This window comes from Streptomyces sp. SL06, assembly GCF_058244745.1.
This window is the reverse complement of the sequence record NZ_JBSYOT010000002.1, coordinates 2,051,391-2,069,643: the sequence shown is the minus strand read 5'-3', so window position 1 is coordinate 2,069,643 and position 18,253 is coordinate 2,051,391. Positions and strand designations below refer to the sequence as shown.

Annotated in this window: 13 protein-coding genes; 11 read left to right on the top strand and 2 right to left on the bottom strand. The window is 72.4% G+C overall.

Annotation, left to right across the window (positions count from 1 at the left end):
- Window positions 1-153 precede the first annotated feature (153 nt).
- The 6 genes from AC4IHM_RS09215 to AC4IHM_RS09190 all read left to right on the top strand — a co-directional run bounded on the left by AC4IHM_RS09215 (window position 154) and on the right by AC4IHM_RS09190 (window position 7,571).
- Window positions 154-2,400, top strand: coding sequence for an MMPL family transporter (locus tag AC4IHM_RS09215; protein WP_490866577.1), 2,247 nt, complete (start codon window positions 154-156; stop codon window positions 2,398-2,400).
- Window positions 2,378-2,962, top strand: a complete 585-nt coding sequence (locus AC4IHM_RS09210) for a GNAT family N-acetyltransferase (RefSeq protein WP_490866576.1) — start codon at window positions 2,378-2,380, stop codon at window positions 2,960-2,962. Before AC4IHM_RS09215 ends, AC4IHM_RS09210 begins: the two co-directional genes overlap by 23 nt.
- A 35-nt stretch (window positions 2,963-2,997) precedes the next feature.
- Complete coding sequence (locus AC4IHM_RS09205) at window positions 2,998-3,687, top strand: hypothetical protein (protein WP_490866575.1); 690 nt, start codon at window positions 2,998-3,000, stop codon at window positions 3,685-3,687.
- A 194-nt stretch (window positions 3,688-3,881) separates the two neighbouring features.
- Window positions 3,882-4,079, top strand: a complete 198-nt coding sequence (locus tag AC4IHM_RS09200; RefSeq protein ID WP_490866574.1) for a hypothetical protein — start codon at window positions 3,882-3,884, stop codon at window positions 4,077-4,079.
- 101 nt (window positions 4,080-4,180) lie between these two features.
- Window positions 4,181-7,336, top strand: a complete 3,156-nt coding sequence (locus tag AC4IHM_RS09195; protein ID WP_490870792.1) for a helix-turn-helix transcriptional regulator — start codon at window positions 4,181-4,183, stop codon at window positions 7,334-7,336.
- A gap of 37 nt (window positions 7,337-7,373) precedes the next feature.
- Window positions 7,374-7,571 (top strand): DUF6191 domain-containing protein, encoded by a 198-nt coding sequence (locus tag AC4IHM_RS09190; protein ID WP_490866573.1) that lies wholly within the window; start codon window positions 7,374-7,376, stop codon window positions 7,569-7,571.
- A 6-nt stretch (window positions 7,572-7,577) separates the two neighbouring features.
- On the opposite strand, the gene AC4IHM_RS09185 is transcribed toward AC4IHM_RS09190, so the two are convergent.
- Window positions 7,578-8,744 carry a PQQ-dependent sugar dehydrogenase gene (locus AC4IHM_RS09185; RefSeq protein ID WP_490870791.1) on the bottom strand — a complete coding sequence of 389 codons (1,167 nt, stop codon included), beginning with the start codon at window positions 8,742-8,744 and terminating at the stop codon, window positions 7,578-7,580.
- A 117-nt stretch (window positions 8,745-8,861) separates the two neighbouring features.
- A complete protein-coding gene (locus AC4IHM_RS09180; RefSeq protein WP_490866572.1) occupies window positions 8,862-9,860 on the bottom strand; it encodes an aldo/keto reductase in 999 nt (332 codons plus the stop codon).
- A 75-nt stretch (window positions 9,861-9,935) separates the two neighbouring features.
- Here AC4IHM_RS09180 and AC4IHM_RS09175 point away from each other — a divergent pair, with 75 nt between their 5' ends.
- The 5 genes from AC4IHM_RS09175 (at window position 9,936) to ilvC (ending at window position 18,113) form a co-directional block, all read left to right on the top strand.
- The gene (locus tag AC4IHM_RS09175; RefSeq protein WP_490866571.1) at window positions 9,936-10,877 is read left to right on the top strand and encodes a 2-hydroxyacid dehydrogenase; all 942 of its coding nucleotides are present in this window, start codon (window positions 9,936-9,938) and stop codon (window positions 10,875-10,877) included.
- Window positions 10,878-11,073: 196 nt separating this feature from the next.
- The gene (locus AC4IHM_RS09170; RefSeq protein ID WP_490866570.1) at window positions 11,074-14,364 is read left to right on the top strand and encodes a putative bifunctional diguanylate cyclase/phosphodiesterase; all 3,291 of its coding nucleotides are present in this window, start codon (window positions 11,074-11,076) and stop codon (window positions 14,362-14,364) included.
- A gap of 245 nt (window positions 14,365-14,609) precedes the next feature.
- Window positions 14,610-16,451: an acetolactate synthase large subunit gene (locus AC4IHM_RS09165; RefSeq protein ID WP_490866569.1), complete on the top strand. Its 1,842-nt coding sequence runs from the start codon at window positions 14,610-14,612 to the stop codon at window positions 16,449-16,451.
- 21 nt (window positions 16,452-16,472) lie between these two features.
- Window positions 16,473-16,997, top strand: coding sequence for an acetolactate synthase small subunit (gene ilvN / locus AC4IHM_RS09160; RefSeq protein ID WP_490866568.1), 525 nt, complete (start codon window positions 16,473-16,475; stop codon window positions 16,995-16,997).
- Window positions 16,998-17,114: 117 nt separating this feature from the next.
- A complete protein-coding gene (ilvC, locus tag AC4IHM_RS09155) occupies window positions 17,115-18,113 on the top strand; it encodes a ketol-acid reductoisomerase (RefSeq protein ID WP_490866567.1) in 999 nt (332 codons plus the stop codon).
- Window positions 18,114-18,253: the final 140 nt, after the last annotated feature.

Genomic DNA, 18,253 nt, shown 5'->3' with positions numbered 1-18,253 from the left:
TGTTGTTGTGAAAAAGCCCACTAACTCCTCAAAGGATCATTTCTGCCTGCAAGAGTGACCTCACATTGCTCATGCGTTCTTTGCGGGGCGTTCACACCATGGACGACTGTTCCCGGCCAAAGATCCACAAACAGACACTCTGGGAGCAGGTCCGTGGCAGCCCTTGCACGCTGGTGTGTTGCACGCCGCCTCGTCGCCGTCCTGCTCTGGCTCCTCGCCCTCGGCGGACTGGCCACGGCCGCCACGCTCACCGGTTCCGCGTACTCCAACGACTACGGGATCCCCGGCACCGACTCCGACCGCGCCTCCCGGCTGCTCGACTCCGGCTTCCCCGGCCTCAGCGGCGACAGCGACACGGTCGTCTGGCACACCCCGGCCGGCACCGTCCGCGCCACCGCCGTCGAACAGTCCATGACCCGCACCCTGGAACGCGTCGCGGAGCTGCCCGGGGTGGCCTCCGTGACCAACCCGTACGACGACCCCGACTCGCCCCTGATCAGCGAGGACGCCCATACCGCGTACGCCCCGGTCACCTTCGCGGACGCCGCCAGGGACGTCGACGCGGGCGAGGCACGGGCCGTGGTCGCCACCGCCAAGGCGGCCGAGACCGACGGACTCCAGGTCGAACTGGGCGGCAGCGCCGTGGCGCTCACCGAGTCCGGCGGCGGCCATCTCGCCGAGGTCGTCGGCGTGGCCGTGGCCGGGGTCGTCCTGTTCCTCGCCTTCGGCTCCCTCGCCGCCTCCATGCTGCCCCTGGCCACCGCGCTGGTCTCCGTCGGCACCGCCTACGCGGGCATCACCCTCCTCGGCCACGCCATGACCGTCGCCGACTTCGCCCCCATGCTGGGCACCCTCATCGGCCTCGGCGTCGGCATCGACTACGCCCTGTTCATCGTCACCAGACACCGGCGCGGACTCAAACGCGGGCTCGGCGTCGCCGAGGCCGCCGAGAGCGCCGTCGCGACCACCGGACGGGCGGTCGTGTTCGCGGGTGCCACGGTGTGCATCGCCCTGCTCGGCATGCTGATACTCAGGCTCAGCTTCCTCAACGGCGTGGCCGTCGCCGCCTCGCTGACCGTCGTCCTCACCGTCGCGGCCTCCGTCACCCTGCTGCCGGCGCTGCTCTCCCTCATCGGCCCGCGCGCCCTGAGCCGGCGCGAGCGACGCCGGCTCGCGGAGCACGGGCCCGAACCGGAGCTGTCCACCGGGTTCGCCGCCCGCTGGTCGGCGTTCGTCGAGCGTCACCCCAAGCTCCTCGGCGCCGTCGCCCTCGTCGTGATCACCCTCCTCGCGCTGCCCACCCTCGGACTGCGCCTCGGCACCTCCGACCAGGGCAACGACGCCAGGGGCACGACCACACGCCAGGCCTACGACCTCCTCGCCGAGGGCTTCGGCCCCGGTGTGAACGGCCCGCTCACCCTGGTCACCGAGGTCCGCGGCGCCGAGGACCGCCTCGCGCTGGACAACCTCGGCGCCTCCCTGCGCGCCACCGAAGGCGTCTCCTCGGTGACACCGGTGACCTACAACTCCAGCGGCGACACCGGCTACCTCGGTGTCGTCCCCGAGTCGGCGCCGCAGTCCCGGCGGACCAGCGACCTCGTCGAGCGGCTGCGCTCCGAGGTGCTGCCGCGCGCCGAGTCCGGCACCGCGCTCGACGTGCACGTCGGCGGCGTCACGGCCGGCTACGACGACTTCGCCGGGGTCATCGTCGGCAAGCTGCCCCTCTTCGTCGGCGTCGTCGTCGGCCTGGGCTGTCTGCTGCTCCTGCTGGCCTTCCGCTCCGTCGGCATCCCCCTGAAGGCCGCCGCCATGAACGTCGCCGCCGTGGCCGCCGCCTTCGGCGTCGTCGTGGCGATCTTCCAATGGGGCTGGGGGAGCGAGCTGATCGGCCTCGGCAGCGCGGGGCCGATCGAACCCTTCCTGCCCGTGATCATGGTGTCGGTGCTCTTCGGGCTCTCCATGGACTACCAGGTCTTCCTGGTCAGCCGGATGTACGAGGAGTGGCTGGAGACCGGCGACAACCGCCGTGCCGTCCGGGTCGGACTCGCCGAGACCGGGCGGGTCATCAACTCCGCCGCCGTCATCATGATCTCGGTCTTCCTCGCCTTCGTCCTCAGCGGCGACCGGGTGATCGCCATGTTCGGCATCGCGCTCGCCGCCGCGGTCGCCCTGGACGCCTTCGTCCTGCGTACGCTCCTGGTGCCCGCCCTGATGCATCTGCTCGGCCGCGCCAACTGGTGGCTGCCGCGCCGCCTGGACGCCCTCCTGCCCCGCGTCAGCATCGAGCCGCCCGAGGCCAGAGCGGCCCATGAGAGGCTTGCCGCCGTGACGGACGCCGAGGTGGCGGACGTCCTCGCGGAGGAGGAACGGCAGCGGGATGTACGCGATAGCACTGGGTGACGACGGAGCCGAACTGCGCCCCCTGGAGACCTGGCACGCCGAGGAGTTCCTGGCCCACCTGGACCGGGGCAGGGACTTCATCACCGAGCACATCCCCTTCGGCGCGAAGGCCACCGACGCCGACTCCGCACGCGCAGTGCTCCAGGCCCACGCCGACCGGCACGCCGCCGACACCGGCTTCCTGCACGGGCTGTGGCTGGACGGCACGCTCGTCGGCGGCCTGCTCTTCCGCGTCTTCGACGCCGCGACCGGCGTCTGCGAGATCGGCTGCTGGCTGGAGCCCGCCGGGACCGGGCGGGGCCTGGTCACGCGCGGCGCCCGGGTCCTGATCGACTGGGCGTTCGACGAGCGCGGCATGCACCGCGTGGAGTGGTATGCCTCGTCCGCCAACACCCCGAGCGTCAACGCCGCCCGGCGGCTCGGCCTGACGCGCGAGGGCGTACTGCGCGAGAGCTTCCCCCATCGGGGCAGGCGCCAGGACATGGAAGTGTGGGCGGTGCTCGCGCCCGAGTGGCGCGCGGCACGTGAGGCACGCGCGCGTGCGGCTCACAAGGATCGTTAAGGGACCTCTCAGACAGCGTCCGTACGGTGCGAGACATGGGAACGAAGACAGTGGACGAGACCGGCGCGAAGACCGACATGGACAAGACGGACGAGGTGACCGAGGCCCCTGAGAAGGCAGGGGCCGACACCACCGGGAACACCGACGCCGGGACCCCGGACGGCGAGGGCGCCGGGACGGGCGACGCCACCGACGCCACCACGACTGACGACGCCGACGCGGCCGACGACGCCACCACGACTGACGACGCCGACGCGGCCGACGATGCCGCCGTCGGCGAGGCGAGCGACGACGCCGCCGCCGATGCGGAGGCGGACGCGGACGAGGGGCCCAGCGGCGTAGGCCAGGGCGCGGGCGCCGTCGTCTCCGCCGGGCTGGGCATCGTCTCCCTGACCGGCAGCTGGGTCGGCACCGTGGCCTCCGCCCGCGAATCGCTGATCGGCCAGCTGGAGACCTCCTCGTCGTCGAACGTCAGCACGCTGATCGAGAAGGGCTACGGCAACGCCTGGCACGCCACCGCGCTGTGGGGCGGACTGTTCGCCCTGGTCGCGCTGATCGTCGGCGTCGTGGTGCTGGCCCGCCCCGCGTTCGGCGCGCCCGGCCGGCCGCAGGCCCCCTGGATCAAGTCGGTCTCCTGGGCGGGCGTCGCCCTCGGCGTCATCGGCCTGCTCCTCGCCGTCCTGAAGTACACGGACGTCCTGCTGGGGCTGCCCTCCGCCGGCTGACCGGGCCCACTGAGGGGTCTTAGGACATCGGCGCGCCCGACGCGCCCGGCCCTAAGACCCCTCACGCGCGTCTAAGGCCCCGCCCGGCGCCGAAGATGCGGAACTTACCCGATGTGTCCCACCCCCCTGGGAGACGAGGGTTGAGGCATCGCCACAGGCGAAGCCGACACCGCGTCTCACCGAAGGGGCACACCATGTTCGAGTTCGAGATCCAGCGGGCCCGTTCCGCCGAACTGATCCGCCGCGCCGACGAGGCCCGGCTGGCCCGCGAGGTTCTCCGCGCCCGCCGCGCTGCCCGCCGTGCCGCCCGCCGGGACGCGCGCGCGGGTGCCGCCGGTGCGGAGAGCCATACGCGGCTCCCACGCCGGCACCGGTCCGCGCGGGCCGCGTGAACGGGGAACGCGGGGAGGGCGGCCACCCGGCCGCCCTCCCCGCACTCGCGCCCGTCGTCCCCCCGGAGAAAACCGGTGCCCCGTTGTCAGACCCGCGTGCGATGCTCGGTTGCGTGGAGACCAGGTCCGTCAGTCCCGTGTTCATCGGCCGAGCCGGCGAGTTGGGCACGCTGCACGACGCGCTCGACCGCGCCGGAGGCGAAGGCTCCGCCGGGGGAGAGCCGCAGGCACTGCTGCTCGGCGGTGAGGCGGGCGTCGGCAAGACCCGCCTCGTCGAGGAGTTCGCCGCGGCGGCCCGCCGACAGGGCGCCGTCGTCGCGCTGGGCGGCTGCGTCGAGATCGGCGCCGACGGACTGCCCTTCGCGCCCTTCTCCACCGCGCTGCGCGCCCTGCGCAGACGGCTCCCGCAGGAACTGGCCGAGGCCGCCGCCGGACAGGAGGAGGAGCTGGCCCGGCTGCTGCCCGAACTGGGTGAGACCTCCCCGGGCCCCGGCACCGGCCGGCACGACGAGGAGAGCATGGCCCGCCTCTTCGAGCTCACCGCCCGCCTGCTGGAGCGCGTCGCCGCCCGGCACACCGTCGTCCTCGTCCTGGAGGACCTGCACTGGTCCGACGCCTCCACCCGCCACCTGGTCGCCTACCTCCTGCGTACCCTGCGCACCGGCCGCCTCGTCGTCCTGGCCACCTACCGCTCCGACGACATCCACCGCCGCCACCCGCTGCGCCCCCTGCTCGCCGAACTCGACCGGCTGCGCACCGTCCGCCGCCTCGAACTCGGCCGCTTCACCCGGGACGAGGTCGGCCGCCAGATCGCCGGCATCCTCGCCCACGAACCCGACCCGCTCCAGGTCGACGCGATCTTCGAACGCTCCGACGGCAACGCCTTCTTCGTCGAGGAACTCGCCGTCGCCGCCCACGAGGGCAGCCCCACCGGCCTCACCGACTCCCTGCGCGACCTGCTCCTGGTCCGCGTCGAGGCCCTGCCCGAGAGCGCCCAGCGGGTCGCCCGGATCGCCGCCGAGGGCGGCTCCACCGTCGAGTACCGGCTGCTCGCGGCCGTCGCCCGGCTCGCCGAGGACGACCTCATCGAGGCCCTGCGGTCCGCCGTGAACGCCAACATCCTGCTCCCCGCGCCCGACGGCGACGGCTACCGCTTCCGCCACTCCCTGGTCCGCGAGGCCGTCGCCGACGACCTGCTCCCCGGCGAGCGCTCCCGCCTCAACCGCCGCTACGCCGAAGCCCTCGACGCCGACCCCACGCTGGTGCCCGCCGCCGAACGCGTGATGCGCCTGGCCAGCTACTGGTACCACGCCCACGACCCGGCCAAGGCCCTGCCCGCCGTCCTGGATGCCTCCGTCGAGGCCCGCCGCCGCCACGCCTACTCCGAGCAACTGCGCCTGCTGGAGCGCGCGATGGAGCTGTGGGACGCCGCCCCCGACGACGTACGCGCCGCCCTGCGCCCCCTCGACCGCACCGAGGTCCACCCCCTCCCACCGCCCGGACGGCGCGGCGGGACCCCCGGCGGACGCGACCCGGCCACCGAGCCCCCGAGCTACCTGGACCTGATGGCCGAGGCGGCCGTCGCCGGGCGGCTGTGCGGGGAGCGCGAGAGCGCCATGAAGATCACCAAGCGGGCGCTGCGCCTGCTGGAGGACGGGCACGACGACACCACCGGCGCCCCGGCGGACGGAAACGAACGGGCACCGCGGCGCGCCGCCTGGTTCTGGACCCAGCGCTCACTGCTGGTCCAGGCGCAGGGCCGCGGCGACGGCTGGCGGGAACTGGGCATCGCCCAGGACCTGGTCCGCGGGCTGCCGCCCTCCCAGGTGCACGCCGAGGTGCTGGCCATGGCCGCCAACTGGTCGATGCTCCACAGCCCAGGACCCGCCGCGGTGACCGCCGCCGAGCGGGCCGTCGAGTACGCGCGCATGGTCGGCGCCGAGGACATCGAACTCAACGCCCGGCTCACCCTCGGCGGCCTGATGGTGGACGCCGGGCACGTCGAGGCGGGGCTCGCCGAGATGTACCAGGTCAGGGACGTGGTGGTGGCGCAGGAGCGGACCGCCGTGGTGGCCCGCAGCCATGTCAACCTGCCCTCGGCCCTGGAGAGCGTCGGCCGTTCCGAGGAGGCCCTCGGCATCCTGCGCGAGGGCATCGGGCTGACCCGGCGGATGGGCCTGCTGGAGTCCGAGGCCTGGGTCCTGGGCAACCTCGCCGAGTCCCTCGTCTCCCTGGGCCGCTGGGACGAGGCCGTCGAGGCGGCGGAGCTGGCCGGCGCCCCGGGCCGGTGCCGGGGCCCCGCACCGCGCGGCGGCGCCGCCCTCAAGCGCGCCCACGTCGCACTCGCCCGCGGCGAGCGGGCCGAGGCCGCCCGGCTGCTCGCCGAGGCCCGCGCCGCCTACGGCACCCACGACCCCATGCCGCAGCACCACCTGCCGCTGGCCGCCCTCACCCTGGGGCTGGCCGCCGCCGAGGGCCGCCTCCCGGACGCCCGCGCCGAACTCGTCCGGGTCCTGGACGCCGGCTTCCCGCCCGGCACCCACCGCTACGGCTGGCCCCTGCTGCTGTCCGCCGCCGAGGCGGAGGCCGGCGCCCGCGGTCTGCCGGCCGCCGAGGAGGGCCGCGCCGAGGTCCTCGAACGCATCGCCAAGGCCGCCAGGACCCTGACCACGGGCGCCCCCGTCTGGCTCGCCCACGAGAAGTGGGTCCGCGCCGAACTCCACCGCGCCGAGGGCCGGGACACCCCGCAGACCTGGTCGGAGGCGGTCACCGCCTTCGAGTGCCTGGAGCGGCCCTACGAACTCGCCCGCGTCCGGCACCGGCTGGCCGGCGCCCTCCTGGCGACCGGCGGCGAGGACGAGCGCGCCCGCGCCACGGAACTGCTCCGCCTGGCCGGCCGCGTCGCCGACCACCTCGGCGCCCGCCCGCTGGCCGAAGCCGTCACCCTGCTCGGCCGGCGCGCCCGCCTCACCCTCGGCCGCACCGCCGGGCAGGGCGCCGCGTCCACGGCCCCCGCCGATCCGGCCGAGGCCCTGGGCCTCACCGGCCGGGAGCGCGACGTACTGCGGCTGGTCTCCGAGGGCCGCACCAACCGCCAGATAGCGGAGGAACTCTTCATCTCCCCGAAGACGGCCAGCGTCCACGTGTCGAACATCCTCGCCAAGCTCGGCGTCTCCGGCCGCGGCGAGGCGGCGGCGGTGGCCCACCGGCTGGCGCTGTTCCCGGCCGAACGGCGCATGTCCCGTTCGACGGAGTGAGGCTTACGCTGTAAAGGACGCCGACGACGGAGGCACCGTGTTCAACGCATTCGAGGAACTGTTCTCCCCCGGCCGCGCACACACCCGTGACGAGCAGAACCGCCTGGAACTGACCCGTGAGGACGTCGGTGACGGCGACCCCGGGCACGGTCCGATAGACCTCTCCTCGGGCAGGGTCGTCGTCCAGCTGCCGCACCCGGAGGCCTCCGAGGGGGACCGGCCCGGCGCGCGCTGAGCGGGCCTACTTCACCTCCAGCTCCAGGATCCGGTCGTCGCCGCCCTTCGCCTCGCCCCGGCCGTCCGTGTTGCTGGTGACGAGCCACAGCTTGTCGCCGCCCGCCGCAGCCACCGTCCGCAGCCGGCCGTACTCGCCCTCCAGGAACGCCTGCGGTTCGGCCGCCGCCCGGGTGCCCTTCAGCGGGATGCGCCACAGCCGCTCGCCGCGCAGACCGGCCATCCACACGGAGCCCTGCACGTACGCGATCCCGCTGGGGGAGGCCTCGTCGGTGTGCCACTGGGCGACGGGATCCCGGAACCCGGAACCACCGCCCTCGCCCTCCGCCTCCGGCCAGCCGTAGTTGCCGCCCGGCTCGATGGCGTTCAGCTCGTCCCAGGTGTCCTGCCCGAACTCCGAGGCGAACAGCCGCTGCCTGCCGTCCCAGGCCAGGCCCTGCACATTGCGGTGGCCGTACGAGTAGACCGGGGAGTCGGGGAAGGGGTTGCCGGGCGCCGGGTCGCCGTCCGGCGTCAGCCGGAGGATCTTGCCGCCGAGGGACTTCCGGTCCTGCGACAGGCCGGTGTCCCCGCTCTCGCCCGTGCCCGCGTAGAGCATCCTGTCGGGACCGAACGCGATCCGGCCGCCGTTGTGGATGACACCCTTCGGGATCCCCCGGAAGACCGTGTCGGGCGAGCCGAGCTGCTCGCCGGCCGGCTTCTTCTCGTCGTACAGCATCCGTACGATGCGGTTGTCCGACGCGGAGGTGAAGTAGGCGTAGATCATGTGGTCCGAGGCGTAGTCGGGGGAGAGCGCGATGCCGAGAAGGCCGCCCTCGCCGGACGCGGACACCCCGGGCACCTCGCCCAGCTCCGTCTTCTCGCCCGACTTCTCGTCCACCCGGGTGATCGTGGCCTCGTCCCGGGAGGAGACCAGCAGGTCACCGCCCGGCAGCGGAGCCAGCCCCCAGGGACTCTTCAGCCCCGTGGCGACCGTACGGAGCACCTTCACGGAGCCCTTGGCGGGCGGGGCCTCCTCGGTGGCCGGGCCGGAGGGCGAGGACTGCGCCGCCGTACTGCTCGGGGAGCTGCTCCCGTCCGCACCCGAGGAGTCCCCGTCGGCTGCGGAGCAGCCGGCCGTCAGCAGGAGGACGGCGGCCAACACGGTCGGCACGGCTCGACGTTGCACGATCATGGTCCCTTCGACGCGGCGGGTTCCTCTTGTCATACACCGCACGGGTCCTCCAGGTTCCCGATCGCCCGATCCCGAACCGGAAAACCGGGTGAACCGGCATCCGGGCCGTTCGGCGCGTCACTCCCACGAGCCCAGCGCCGCCGGCAGCTCACCCACCTCGGCCAGGTCCCGCGCGGTCAGCCGCAGCCGTGCCGCGTCCGCGTTCTGCGTCACCCAGCGCTCCCGCTTGGTGCCCGGCACCGGCACCACGTGCCGCCCCTGGGCCAGCACCCAGGCCAGCGCCACCTGCGCCGGGGTGACCTCGTCGCCGTGCCGGGCCGCGATCCGGCGCAGACCGGCGACGATCGGCTGGTTGGCGGCCATCATCTCGGCGGTGAAACGGGGATGGCGGGCGCGCAGGTCCTCCGGCTCGAAGCCCCCTCCGGGCGTCAGTGTGCCGGTCAGATAGCCGTTGCCGAGCGGCATCGCGGCGAGGAAGCCGACGCCGCGCGAGACGCACCAGGGCAGCAGCGTCCGCAGCGCCTCCGGGGACCACACCGACAGCTCGGCCTCCACCGCGCTCACCGGGAAGACCTGCTGCACCCGTTCCAGTTGGCGGATCGTCGCGTCGTGCAGCCGCGCCCCCGGCCGCCGGGCCGACCGGGCGCCGACCGCGCAGAGCCCGAGCGCCCGCACCTTCCCGGCCCGGACCAGTTCCGCCATCGCGCCCCAGGTCTCCTCGACCGGTATCTCGGGGTCGGCGCGGTGCAGTTGGTAGAGGTCGATCACGTCCGTCTGCAGCCGGCGCAGCGAGGCGTCGCAGGCACGTCTCACGTAGCCGGGGCGGCCGTTGGCCACGATGTGCTGGTCGCCCACGAGCAGACCCACCTTCGTCGACACGAAGGCGTCGGACCGCCGCTCCCGCAACACCCGTCCGAGCAGCAGCTCGTTGGTGAACGGGCCGTACATGTCCGCCGTGTCCAGCAGGGAGACACCCAGGTCCAGGGCCCGGTGCACCGCCCTGAGCGACTCGTCGCCCCGCTGCCGCGACGCGCTGTACGCCCAGTTCATCGGCATGCACCCCAGTCCGACGGCCCCCACCGCGAGTGCCGTCGCGCCGATCGTCCTGCGCTCCACCTGGTCGTGACCCTCCCTCGTCAGGCCACCCAACCTAACCTCTGCCCTCCGCGCCCCTGACATAGCCTCCTGACCATGACTGCTGACGTGTGGCTGCCCATCGCGCCGGACGAGATCGAGGGGCTTCCCGAGGGCCCCGCCTACCGTTGCTGGAACGGCGAGGAGACCTTCCCCGCCGACCCGGCCGACTGCGTGTACTACGTCGTCCCCTACATGAAGCCCAGTGAGACCGGCGTACGCCCGCTGCCGCGGATGCGCTCCGTCCGGGTCGTCCAGACCCTCTCCGCCGGCATCGACCACGTGGAGCCGGGTCTCGAGCACCTGCCCGCGGGCGTACGGCTGTGCAACGCGCGCGGAGTGCACGAGGCCAGCACCGCCGAGCTGACCCTGGCCCTGATCCTGGCGTCGCTGCGCGGCATCCCCGACTTCGTCCGCGCCCAGGACCGCGGCGAGTGGCTCGGCGGGTTCCGGCCCGCGCTCGCGGACCGCACGGTGCTCATCGTCGGGTACGGCTCGATCGGCGCCGCCATCGAGGACCGGCTCGTGCCGTTCGAGGTCGCGCCGGTGGTGCGCGTCGCGCGCTCCGCACGCACCACGGCGCGCGGTCCGGTGCACCCGCTCACCGAACTCCCCGCCCTGCTCCCGAAGGCGGATGTCGTCGTCCTGTCCACTCCGCTCACCGAGGCCACCCGAGGACTGGCCGACGCGGAGTTCCTGGCCCGCATGAAGGACGGGGCCCTGCTCGTCAACGTCGCCCGCGGACCGGTCGTCGACACGAAGGCGTTGCTCACCGAACTGGAGAGCGGACGCCTCACCGCCGCGCTCGACGTGACCGACCCCGAACCGCTGCCGCCGGGGCACCCCCTGTGGCATGCTCCCGGCATACTCGTCAGCCCGCACGCCGGCGGGCCGACCTCCGCCTTTCTGCCGCGCGCCAAGCGGCTGCTGGTGGACCAGTTGAACCGTTTCGTGAACCAGGAGCCGCTGCGCAACGTGATCCTGACGACGGGCGCGTAATCCGCTTCTGGCACCCTCCGCGATTCCTCGAATGCGGTGGGTGCGCGCATACCCGCTGGTCGTCACGGAGAGTAGAGAACCTATGTCCCTGAGTGACGAGACTGGTGTATCGTCCGACAGGGGATGCGCCGCGTACGGGCGGCGCCGGGGATGGACATCTCAGACTGTGAGGGGGGCGACGGGCGATGCACGGCCTATGGACGAACGACCCGACGCGGCGGAGCCGCCGCCGGCGACCCTGGCGCGCGACCACGACCGCGCCCAGACGGGGTCCGCACGGCAGGCCCGGCGGCCGGCCCCCCGGGCGCGGCCCTCACCGGAGCCGCACGGCCGGCCGCGGGAGCCCGGTCCGCCCGGTCTGCCCGGGGCACCGGGGACCGCGGGACGTGGGAGCCGCACGTACCGGGAGGCCCCGGTGAGCCCGACACCCGTGTCCACGCTGGACGGAGCGCTGCGCACGCAGCCCTCGCCCGGACCGCTGCTGCCCCGGCCGGCCGCCGCCACCGGCGGACCGACCCTCGTCCGCCAGCTCGTGCTGGCCCTGGTCTGCGCGGCCTACGCAGTCGGTGCCGCGCTCGGCTGGGGATCGGCGCACGTCGCCAAGATCATGGGCGACTTCGGGCTGAGCGCCGCCGCGGCCGCCGCCGCGGTCTCCTGCTTCCTCTACGCCCGCGGGAGCCGGGTCCGCTTCCGGCCCGCCTGGCTGCTGTTCGCCGTCTCCTCCGCGATGGCCGCCCTGGGCAACTTCGTCTGGGGGTGGCACGAGGTCGTCCTGGACCAGCCCGTGCCCAACCCCAGTTACGCGGACCTGTTCTTCCTCTGCTTCGCGCCGCCCGCCATCGTCGGACTGCTGGTGCTGGCCAAACGGCCGGTCACGAAGGCCGGCTGGATCTGCCTGGGCCTGGACGCCTGGCTGATCGGCGGTTCACTGCTCACCCTGGCGTGGAGCCTGGCGCTCGCCCAGGCGGCCAAGGCCGAGGGCGGCTCCAGCGTGGCGCACGCCGCGCTCTCGGTGGCCTACCCGCTGCTCGACATCGCCCTGGTCAGCATGGTGCTCGCGCTGCACTTCAGGCGATCACCCGTATGCCGGTCGGCGGTCAACACGGCCATCGGCGCGCTCGCCCTGACGGTGATGTGCGACGCCCTGTTCACCTCACCGCTGCTGCACAACAACTACCACTCCGGTCAACTGCTCGACGCGGGCTGGTTCGCCGGCTCCCTGCTGCTCGCGTACGCGCCCTGGGCCGCGTCCCGGCGCGGACGGCCGTCGGACGAGAAGGGATCCGGCGGGCACACGCGCGTGGTGCGCGAGCACGTGCCCGGACAGCGCGGCACCGGCGAACAGCCCGCGCCCGAGCCGGCGCACGGGCACGCCCCCGAGCCCACGTCCGTGCCCGGCCCCGGGCCGGGCGGCGAGCGCGACCGCTATCCGGCCGCCCGGCCCATCGCCGGGTCCCTGGCCGCGCTCACCCCGTACCTCGCGGCCGCGGTCTGCACCCTGGGCATCCTCTACAACGTCCTCAACGGCCGCAGCGTCGACCGCGTGGTCCTGCTGACCGGCGGCACCGTGGTCCTCGCCCTCGTCGTGCGCCAGGGCATCATGCTGCTCGACAACATCACCCTCACCCAGGAACTGGCCCAGAAGGAGAACCACTTCCGCTCCCTGGTGCAGGGCTCCAGCGACGTCATCATGATCGCCGCGCCCAACGGCATCCTCCGCTACGTCTCCCCGGCCGCCGCCGGGGTCTACGGACGCTCCGCGGAAGAGCTGGTCGGCAGCGAACTGGCCGGGCTCATCCACCCCGAGGACCTCGGCTGCGTGGTGCACGAGGTGCGCCGCTTCCTCGCCGCCAGCCCGGTCGAGGAACCCACCACCCGCATCGAGTGCCGCTTCCGCTCCGGGGACGGCGGCTGGCTCAACGTCGAGTCCACCGTCAACCGCCACCACGGCGGCCTCATCTTCAACAGCCGCGACGTGACCGAGCGAGTGCGTCTGCAGGCACAGCTCCAGCACAACGCCGAACACGACCCGCTCACCGACCTGCCCAACCGCGCCCTGTTCACCCGGCGCGTCCAGCAGGCCCTGTCCGGCCGCCGCGCCTCCGACCGGGGCGCCGCCCTGCGCGGTACGGCGGTGCTCTTCATCGACCTCGACGGCTTCAAGGGCGTCAACGACACCATCGGCCACCAGGCCGGGGACGAACTGCTCGTCCAGGCCGCCCGCAGACTCCACGAGGCCGTCCGCAAGGGCGACACCGCCTCCCGGCTGGGCGGCGACGAGTTCGCGGCCCTGATCGTCGGGGACGGCGCCCGGGACCGGGCCGCCCGCGAGGGTCACATCCTGGAACTCGCCGACCGTCTCAGGACGACCCTCTCGCAGCCCTACCTCATCGACGGCAACGATGTCCGGGTCAACGCCTCCATCGGCGTCGCCTTCGCCGAACCCGGCCTCGGCGCGGGCGAGTTGCTGCGCAACGCCGACCTCGCGATGTACCGCGCCAAGGCGGGCGGCAAGGGACGCGTCGAGCTGTACCGGCCACAGATGCAGCAGGACGTTGTGCGCAAGGCCGAACTGGCCACGCGCCTGCGGGCCGCGCTGCACGACGGCGAGTTCGCGCTGCTGCACCAGCCGGTGGTCTCCCTGACGGACGGCCGGATCACCTCGGTCTGCGCCCAGGCGCGCTGGCGCTCCTCGCAGGGCGTGATGTTCACCCCCGCCGAGTTCCTGCGGGTGACCGAGGACGGCGACAAGACCGCCGAGCTGGACCGCTGGGTGCTCCGGGAAGCCGTCGAACAGGCCGCCGAGCGCGCGGCGACCGGCCTGTCGGCGACCGTGGCCATACGCGTCGGCGCCCGCCGCCTGCTGGACCGCTCCATGCCGCTGGGTTCCGTGGAGGCCCTGCTGACCCGGCACGGGCTCCCACCCGGGTCTCTTGTGATCGAGCTGTCGGACATCGATCCACGGGTCGGCCTGGACGAGCTGGACCGCCGGCTCAACGCACTGCGGAGAGTGGGCGTCCGTATCGCGCTGGACGGTTTCGGCAGCGGCTATGCGGCGATCACCGCTCTGCGGCGCCTGCCCGTGGACGTCCTCAAGCTCGACCGCGGTCTGATCGAGGGCGTCGTGGAGTCGGCGCGGCTGCACAAGATCACCAGTGGTCTGCTGCGCATCGCCACCGACCTCGGGCTGAAGTCCGTGGCCGACGGCGTGGACCTGCCCGAGCAGATCGTCGCCCTGCGCGCGATGGGCTGCACCCATGGACAGGGCATGGCGTTCTCCGGGCCGCTGGACGAGTACCGGCTGCGCAGAGCGCTCGGAACCGGCCACTACCCGGTCCCGCACGGGCCCGCCGAACCGGTCTTCGCGGGCGGTGGCGCGGGGGTGTACACCAAGGGCGTCGGCGGTATCGGCGCCGGGCTGCCCGCCGTCCTGGGTGGTGGCACGGCTCTGCGCTCACATAATGAGACTCCCGTCCCACCCACTTGACAGTGAGTGCGCGCCGGGGGGAGGGTCAGTGCCATGCGCACCCGAATTCTCGTACTTGGAAAGCGCGTCGGCTGAAGCCTGGTGACGTTCCGGACCGACCCGGACTCCCGGCGACCCACACCCGGCGCGCTCCCCTCGCTTGCCTTATGGCACGAGGGGTTTTTTGTTGCACAGGCACCTGCCGAGCAGCAGCCACAGACCGCACGAACCTCGCAAAAACCCTCAGCATCGAGAAGAGAATGCCGATGACCGAGCAGGCCACCGGGGCCCACCCGCAGCCGCGGCCCCGATCCGGAGGACAGTCCGCCCCCGAGCACGTCACGGGTGCGCAGTCCCTCATCCGCTCTCTCGAGGAGGTCGGCGCCGACACCGTATTCGGCATTCCCGGCGGGACGATCCTTCCGGCGTACGACCCGCTGATGGACTCCACCAGGGTGCGCCACGTCCTGGTCCGCCACGAGCAGGGCGCGGGCCACGCGGCCACCGGATACGCGCAGGCCACCGGCAAGGTCGGCGTCTGCATGGCGACCTCGGGACCCGGCGCCACCAACCTGGTCACCCCGATCGCCGACGCCAACATGGACTCCGTGCCGCTGGTCGCGATCACCGGGCAGGTGGTGTCCTCCGCGATCGGCACGGACGCCTTCCAGGAGGCGGACATCGTCGGCATCAGCATGCCGATCACCAAGCACAGCTTCCTGGTCACCAGGGCCGAGGACATCCCCCGGGTGATCGCGCAGGCCTTCCACATCGCCTCCACCGGCCGCCCCGGGCCGGTCCTGGTCGACATCCCCAAGGACATCCTCCAGAAGAAGACCACCTTCACCTGGCCGCCGGTCATGGACCTGCCCGGCTACCGCCCGGTCACCAAGCCGCACGCCAAGCAGATCCGCGAGGCGGCCAAGCTCATCACCGCCGCGAAGCGCCCCGTGCTGTACGTCGGCGGCGGTGTGCTCAAGGCCCAGGCCACCGCGGAGCTGAAGGTCCTCGCCGAACTCACCGGAGCGCCCGTCACCACCACCCTGATGGCGCTCGGCGCATTCCCCGACAGCCACCCGCTGCACGTGGGAATGCCGGGCATGCACGGTGCGGTCACCGCCGTCACCGCGCTGCAGAAGGCCGACCTGATCGTCGCCCTCGGAGCCCGCTTCGACGACCGCGTCACCGGCAGGCTGGACAGCTTCGCCCCGTACGCGAAGATCGTCCACGCCGACATCGACCCCGCCGAGATCGGCAAGAACCGTGCCGCCGACGTGCCGATCGTCGGTGACGCCCGCGAGGTCATCGCCGACCTGGTGCAGGCCGTCCAGAAGGAGCACGGCGAGGGCAACCGCGGCGACTACACCGCCTGGTGGAAGGACCTCAGCCGCTGGCGCGACACCTACCCGCTGGGCTACGACCAGCCCGAGGACGGATCGCTCTCCCCGCAGCAGGTCATCGAGCGCATCGGTCAACTGGCGCCCGAGGGCACGGTCTTCGCGGCCGGCGTGGGCCAGCACCAGATGTGGGCCGCGCACTTCGTCCAGTACGAGCAGCCCGCGACCTGGCTGAACTCGGGCGGCGCCGGAACCATGGGCTACGCCGTCCCCGCCGCCATGGGCGCCAAGGCCGGTGTGCCCGACCGGGTCGTCTGGGCGATCGACGGCGACGGCTGCTTCCAGATGACCAACCAGGAACTGACCACCTGCGCCCTGAACAACATCCCGATCAAGGTCGCCATCATCAACAACGGCTCCCTCGGGATGGTCCGCCAGTGGCAGACCCTCTTCTACAACCAGCGGTACTCCAACACCGTGCTGCACTCCGGCCCCGAGGACCTCAACCCGCAGGCCCGCGGCACCCGCGTCCCCGACTTCGTGAAGCTGTCGGAGGCCATGGGCTGCTACGCCATCCGCTGCGAGGACCCCGCGGACCTCGACAAGGCCATCGAGGAGGCGAACTCGGTCAACGACCGCCCGGTCGTCGTCGACTTCATCGTCCACGAGGACGCGATGGTGTGGCCGATGGTCGCCGCCGGCACCTCCAACGACGAGATCATGGCCGCCCGGGACGTCCGCCCCGACTTCGGCGACAACGAAGACGACTGAGCGAGAGAGACCGAAGAGACCATGTCCAAGCACACGCTCTCCGTCCTGGTGGAGAACACGCCCGGCATCCTCGCCCGGATCGCCGCGCTCTTCTCCCGCCGCGGATTCAACATCGACTCGCTCGCCGTCGGCGTCACCGAGCACCCCGACATCTCCCGCATCACCATTGTGGTGAGCGTCGAGGAGTTCCCCCTGGAGCAGGTGACCAAGCAGCTCAACAAGCTGGTCAACGTGCTCAAGATCGTCGAGCTGGAGCCCACCCACGCGGTCCAGCGCGAACTCGTTCTGGTGAAGGTGCGCTCCGACAACGAGACGCGCTCCCAGATCGTCGAGATCGTCCAGCTCTTCCGCGCCAAGACGGTCGACGTCTCCCCGGAGGCCGTGACGATCGAGGCCACCGGCAGCAGCGACAAGCTGTCCGCCATGCTCAAGATGCTGGAACCGTACGGCATCAAGGAACTGGTCCAGTCCGGCACGATCGCGATCGGCCGTGGCGGCCGTTCCATCACGGACCGCTCGCTGCGCGCCCTCGACCGGTCCGCGTAACGACGGGACCGGGCGGCCGGCGAGGACCCGGCCGCCCGTATTCCGAGACCCCGAAACTTCCCTTCCCCCCACCGGCATACGGTGGGACGCGACACCTGCACACAAGGAGAGAACCCAGTGGCCGAGCTGTTCTACGACGCCGACGCCGACCTGTCCATCATCCAGGGCCGCAAGGTCGCGGTCATCGGGTACGGCAGCCAGGGCCACGCCCACGCCCTGTCGCTGCGCGACTCCGGCGTCGACGTGCGCGTCGGTCTGCACGAGGGCTCCAAGTCCAAGGCCAAGGCCGAGGAGCAGGGCCTGCGCGTGGTGAGCCCGTCCGAGGCCGCCGCCGAGGCCGACGTCATCATGATCCTCGTCCCGGACCCGATCCAGGCCCAGGTCTACGAGGAGCACATCAAGGACAACCTGAAGGACGGCGACGCCCTGTTCTTCGGCCACGGCCTGAACATCCGCTACGGCTTCATCAAGCCCCCGGCCGGCGTGGACGTTCGCATGGTCGCCCCGAAGGGTCCGGGCCACCTGGTGCGCCGTCAGTACGAGGAGGGCCGCGGCGTTCCCTGTATCGCCGCCGTCGAGCAGGACGCCACGGGCAACGGCTTCGGGCTGGCCCTGTCGTACGCGAAGGGCATCGGCGGCACCCGCGCCGGCGTCATCAAGACGACCTTCACCGAGGAGACCGAGACCGACCTGTTCGGTGAGCAGGCCGTTCTGTGCGGTGGCACCGCGGCCCTGGTGAAGGCGGGCTTCGAGACGCTGACCGAGGCCGGCTACCAGCCGGAGATCGCCTACTTCGAGTGCCTGCACGAGCTGAAGCTGATCGTCGACCTCATGTACGAGGGCGGCCTGGAGAAGATGCGCTGGTCGATCTCCGAGACCGCCGAGTGGGGCGACTACGTCAGCGGCCCGCGGATCATCACCGACGCCACCAAGGCCGAGATGAAGCAGATCCTCGCCGAGATCCAGGACGGCACCTTCGCCAAGAACTGGATGGACGAGTACCACAGCGGTCTGAAGAAGTACAACGAGTACAAGAAGCAGGACTCCGAGCACCTGCTCGAAACCACCGGCAAGGAGCTGCGCAAGCTCATGAGCTGGGTCGACGAAGAGGCGTAGATCTTCGGCCCCGTGACGGCGCCCGACACACGGGGCGCCGTCACGGGGCTCCCCTTCCGGGTGATGCTCCCCAAGAGGATCCGGACGACGCCCGCCACGCCACTACACTGCTCAACACATACGCGTCAGGCCCACAGCGT

Excerpts from the sequence above, each read along its gene's own strand:
- AC4IHM_RS09210 (WP_490866576.1), top strand. The coding sequence starts at position 2,378 with ATGTACGCGATAGCACTGGGTGACGACGGAGCCGAACTGCGCCCCCTG.
- AC4IHM_RS09205 (WP_490866575.1), top strand. The coding sequence starts at position 2,998 with ATGGGAACGAAGACAGTGGACGAGACCGGCGCGAAGACCGACATGGAC.
- AC4IHM_RS09165 (WP_490866569.1), top strand. The coding sequence starts at position 14,610 with ATGACCGAGCAGGCCACCGGGGCCCACCCGCAGCCGCGGCCCCGATCC.
- AC4IHM_RS09195 (WP_490870792.1), top strand. The coding sequence starts at position 4,181 with ATGCTCGGTTGCGTGGAGACCAGGTCCGTCAGTCCCGTGTTCATCGGC.
- AC4IHM_RS09170 (WP_490866570.1), top strand. The coding sequence starts at position 11,074 with ATGGACGAACGACCCGACGCGGCGGAGCCGCCGCCGGCGACCCTGGCG.
- ilvN (WP_490866568.1), top strand. The coding sequence starts at position 16,473 with ATGTCCAAGCACACGCTCTCCGTCCTGGTGGAGAACACGCCCGGCATC.
- AC4IHM_RS09200 (WP_490866574.1), top strand. The coding sequence starts at position 3,882 with ATGTTCGAGTTCGAGATCCAGCGGGCCCGTTCCGCCGAACTGATCCGC.
- AC4IHM_RS09175 (WP_490866571.1), top strand. The coding sequence starts at position 9,936 with ATGACTGCTGACGTGTGGCTGCCCATCGCGCCGGACGAGATCGAGGGG.
- AC4IHM_RS09185 (WP_490870791.1), bottom strand. The coding sequence starts at position 8,744 with ATGATCGTGCAACGTCGAGCCGTGCCGACCGTGTTGGCCGCCGTCCTC.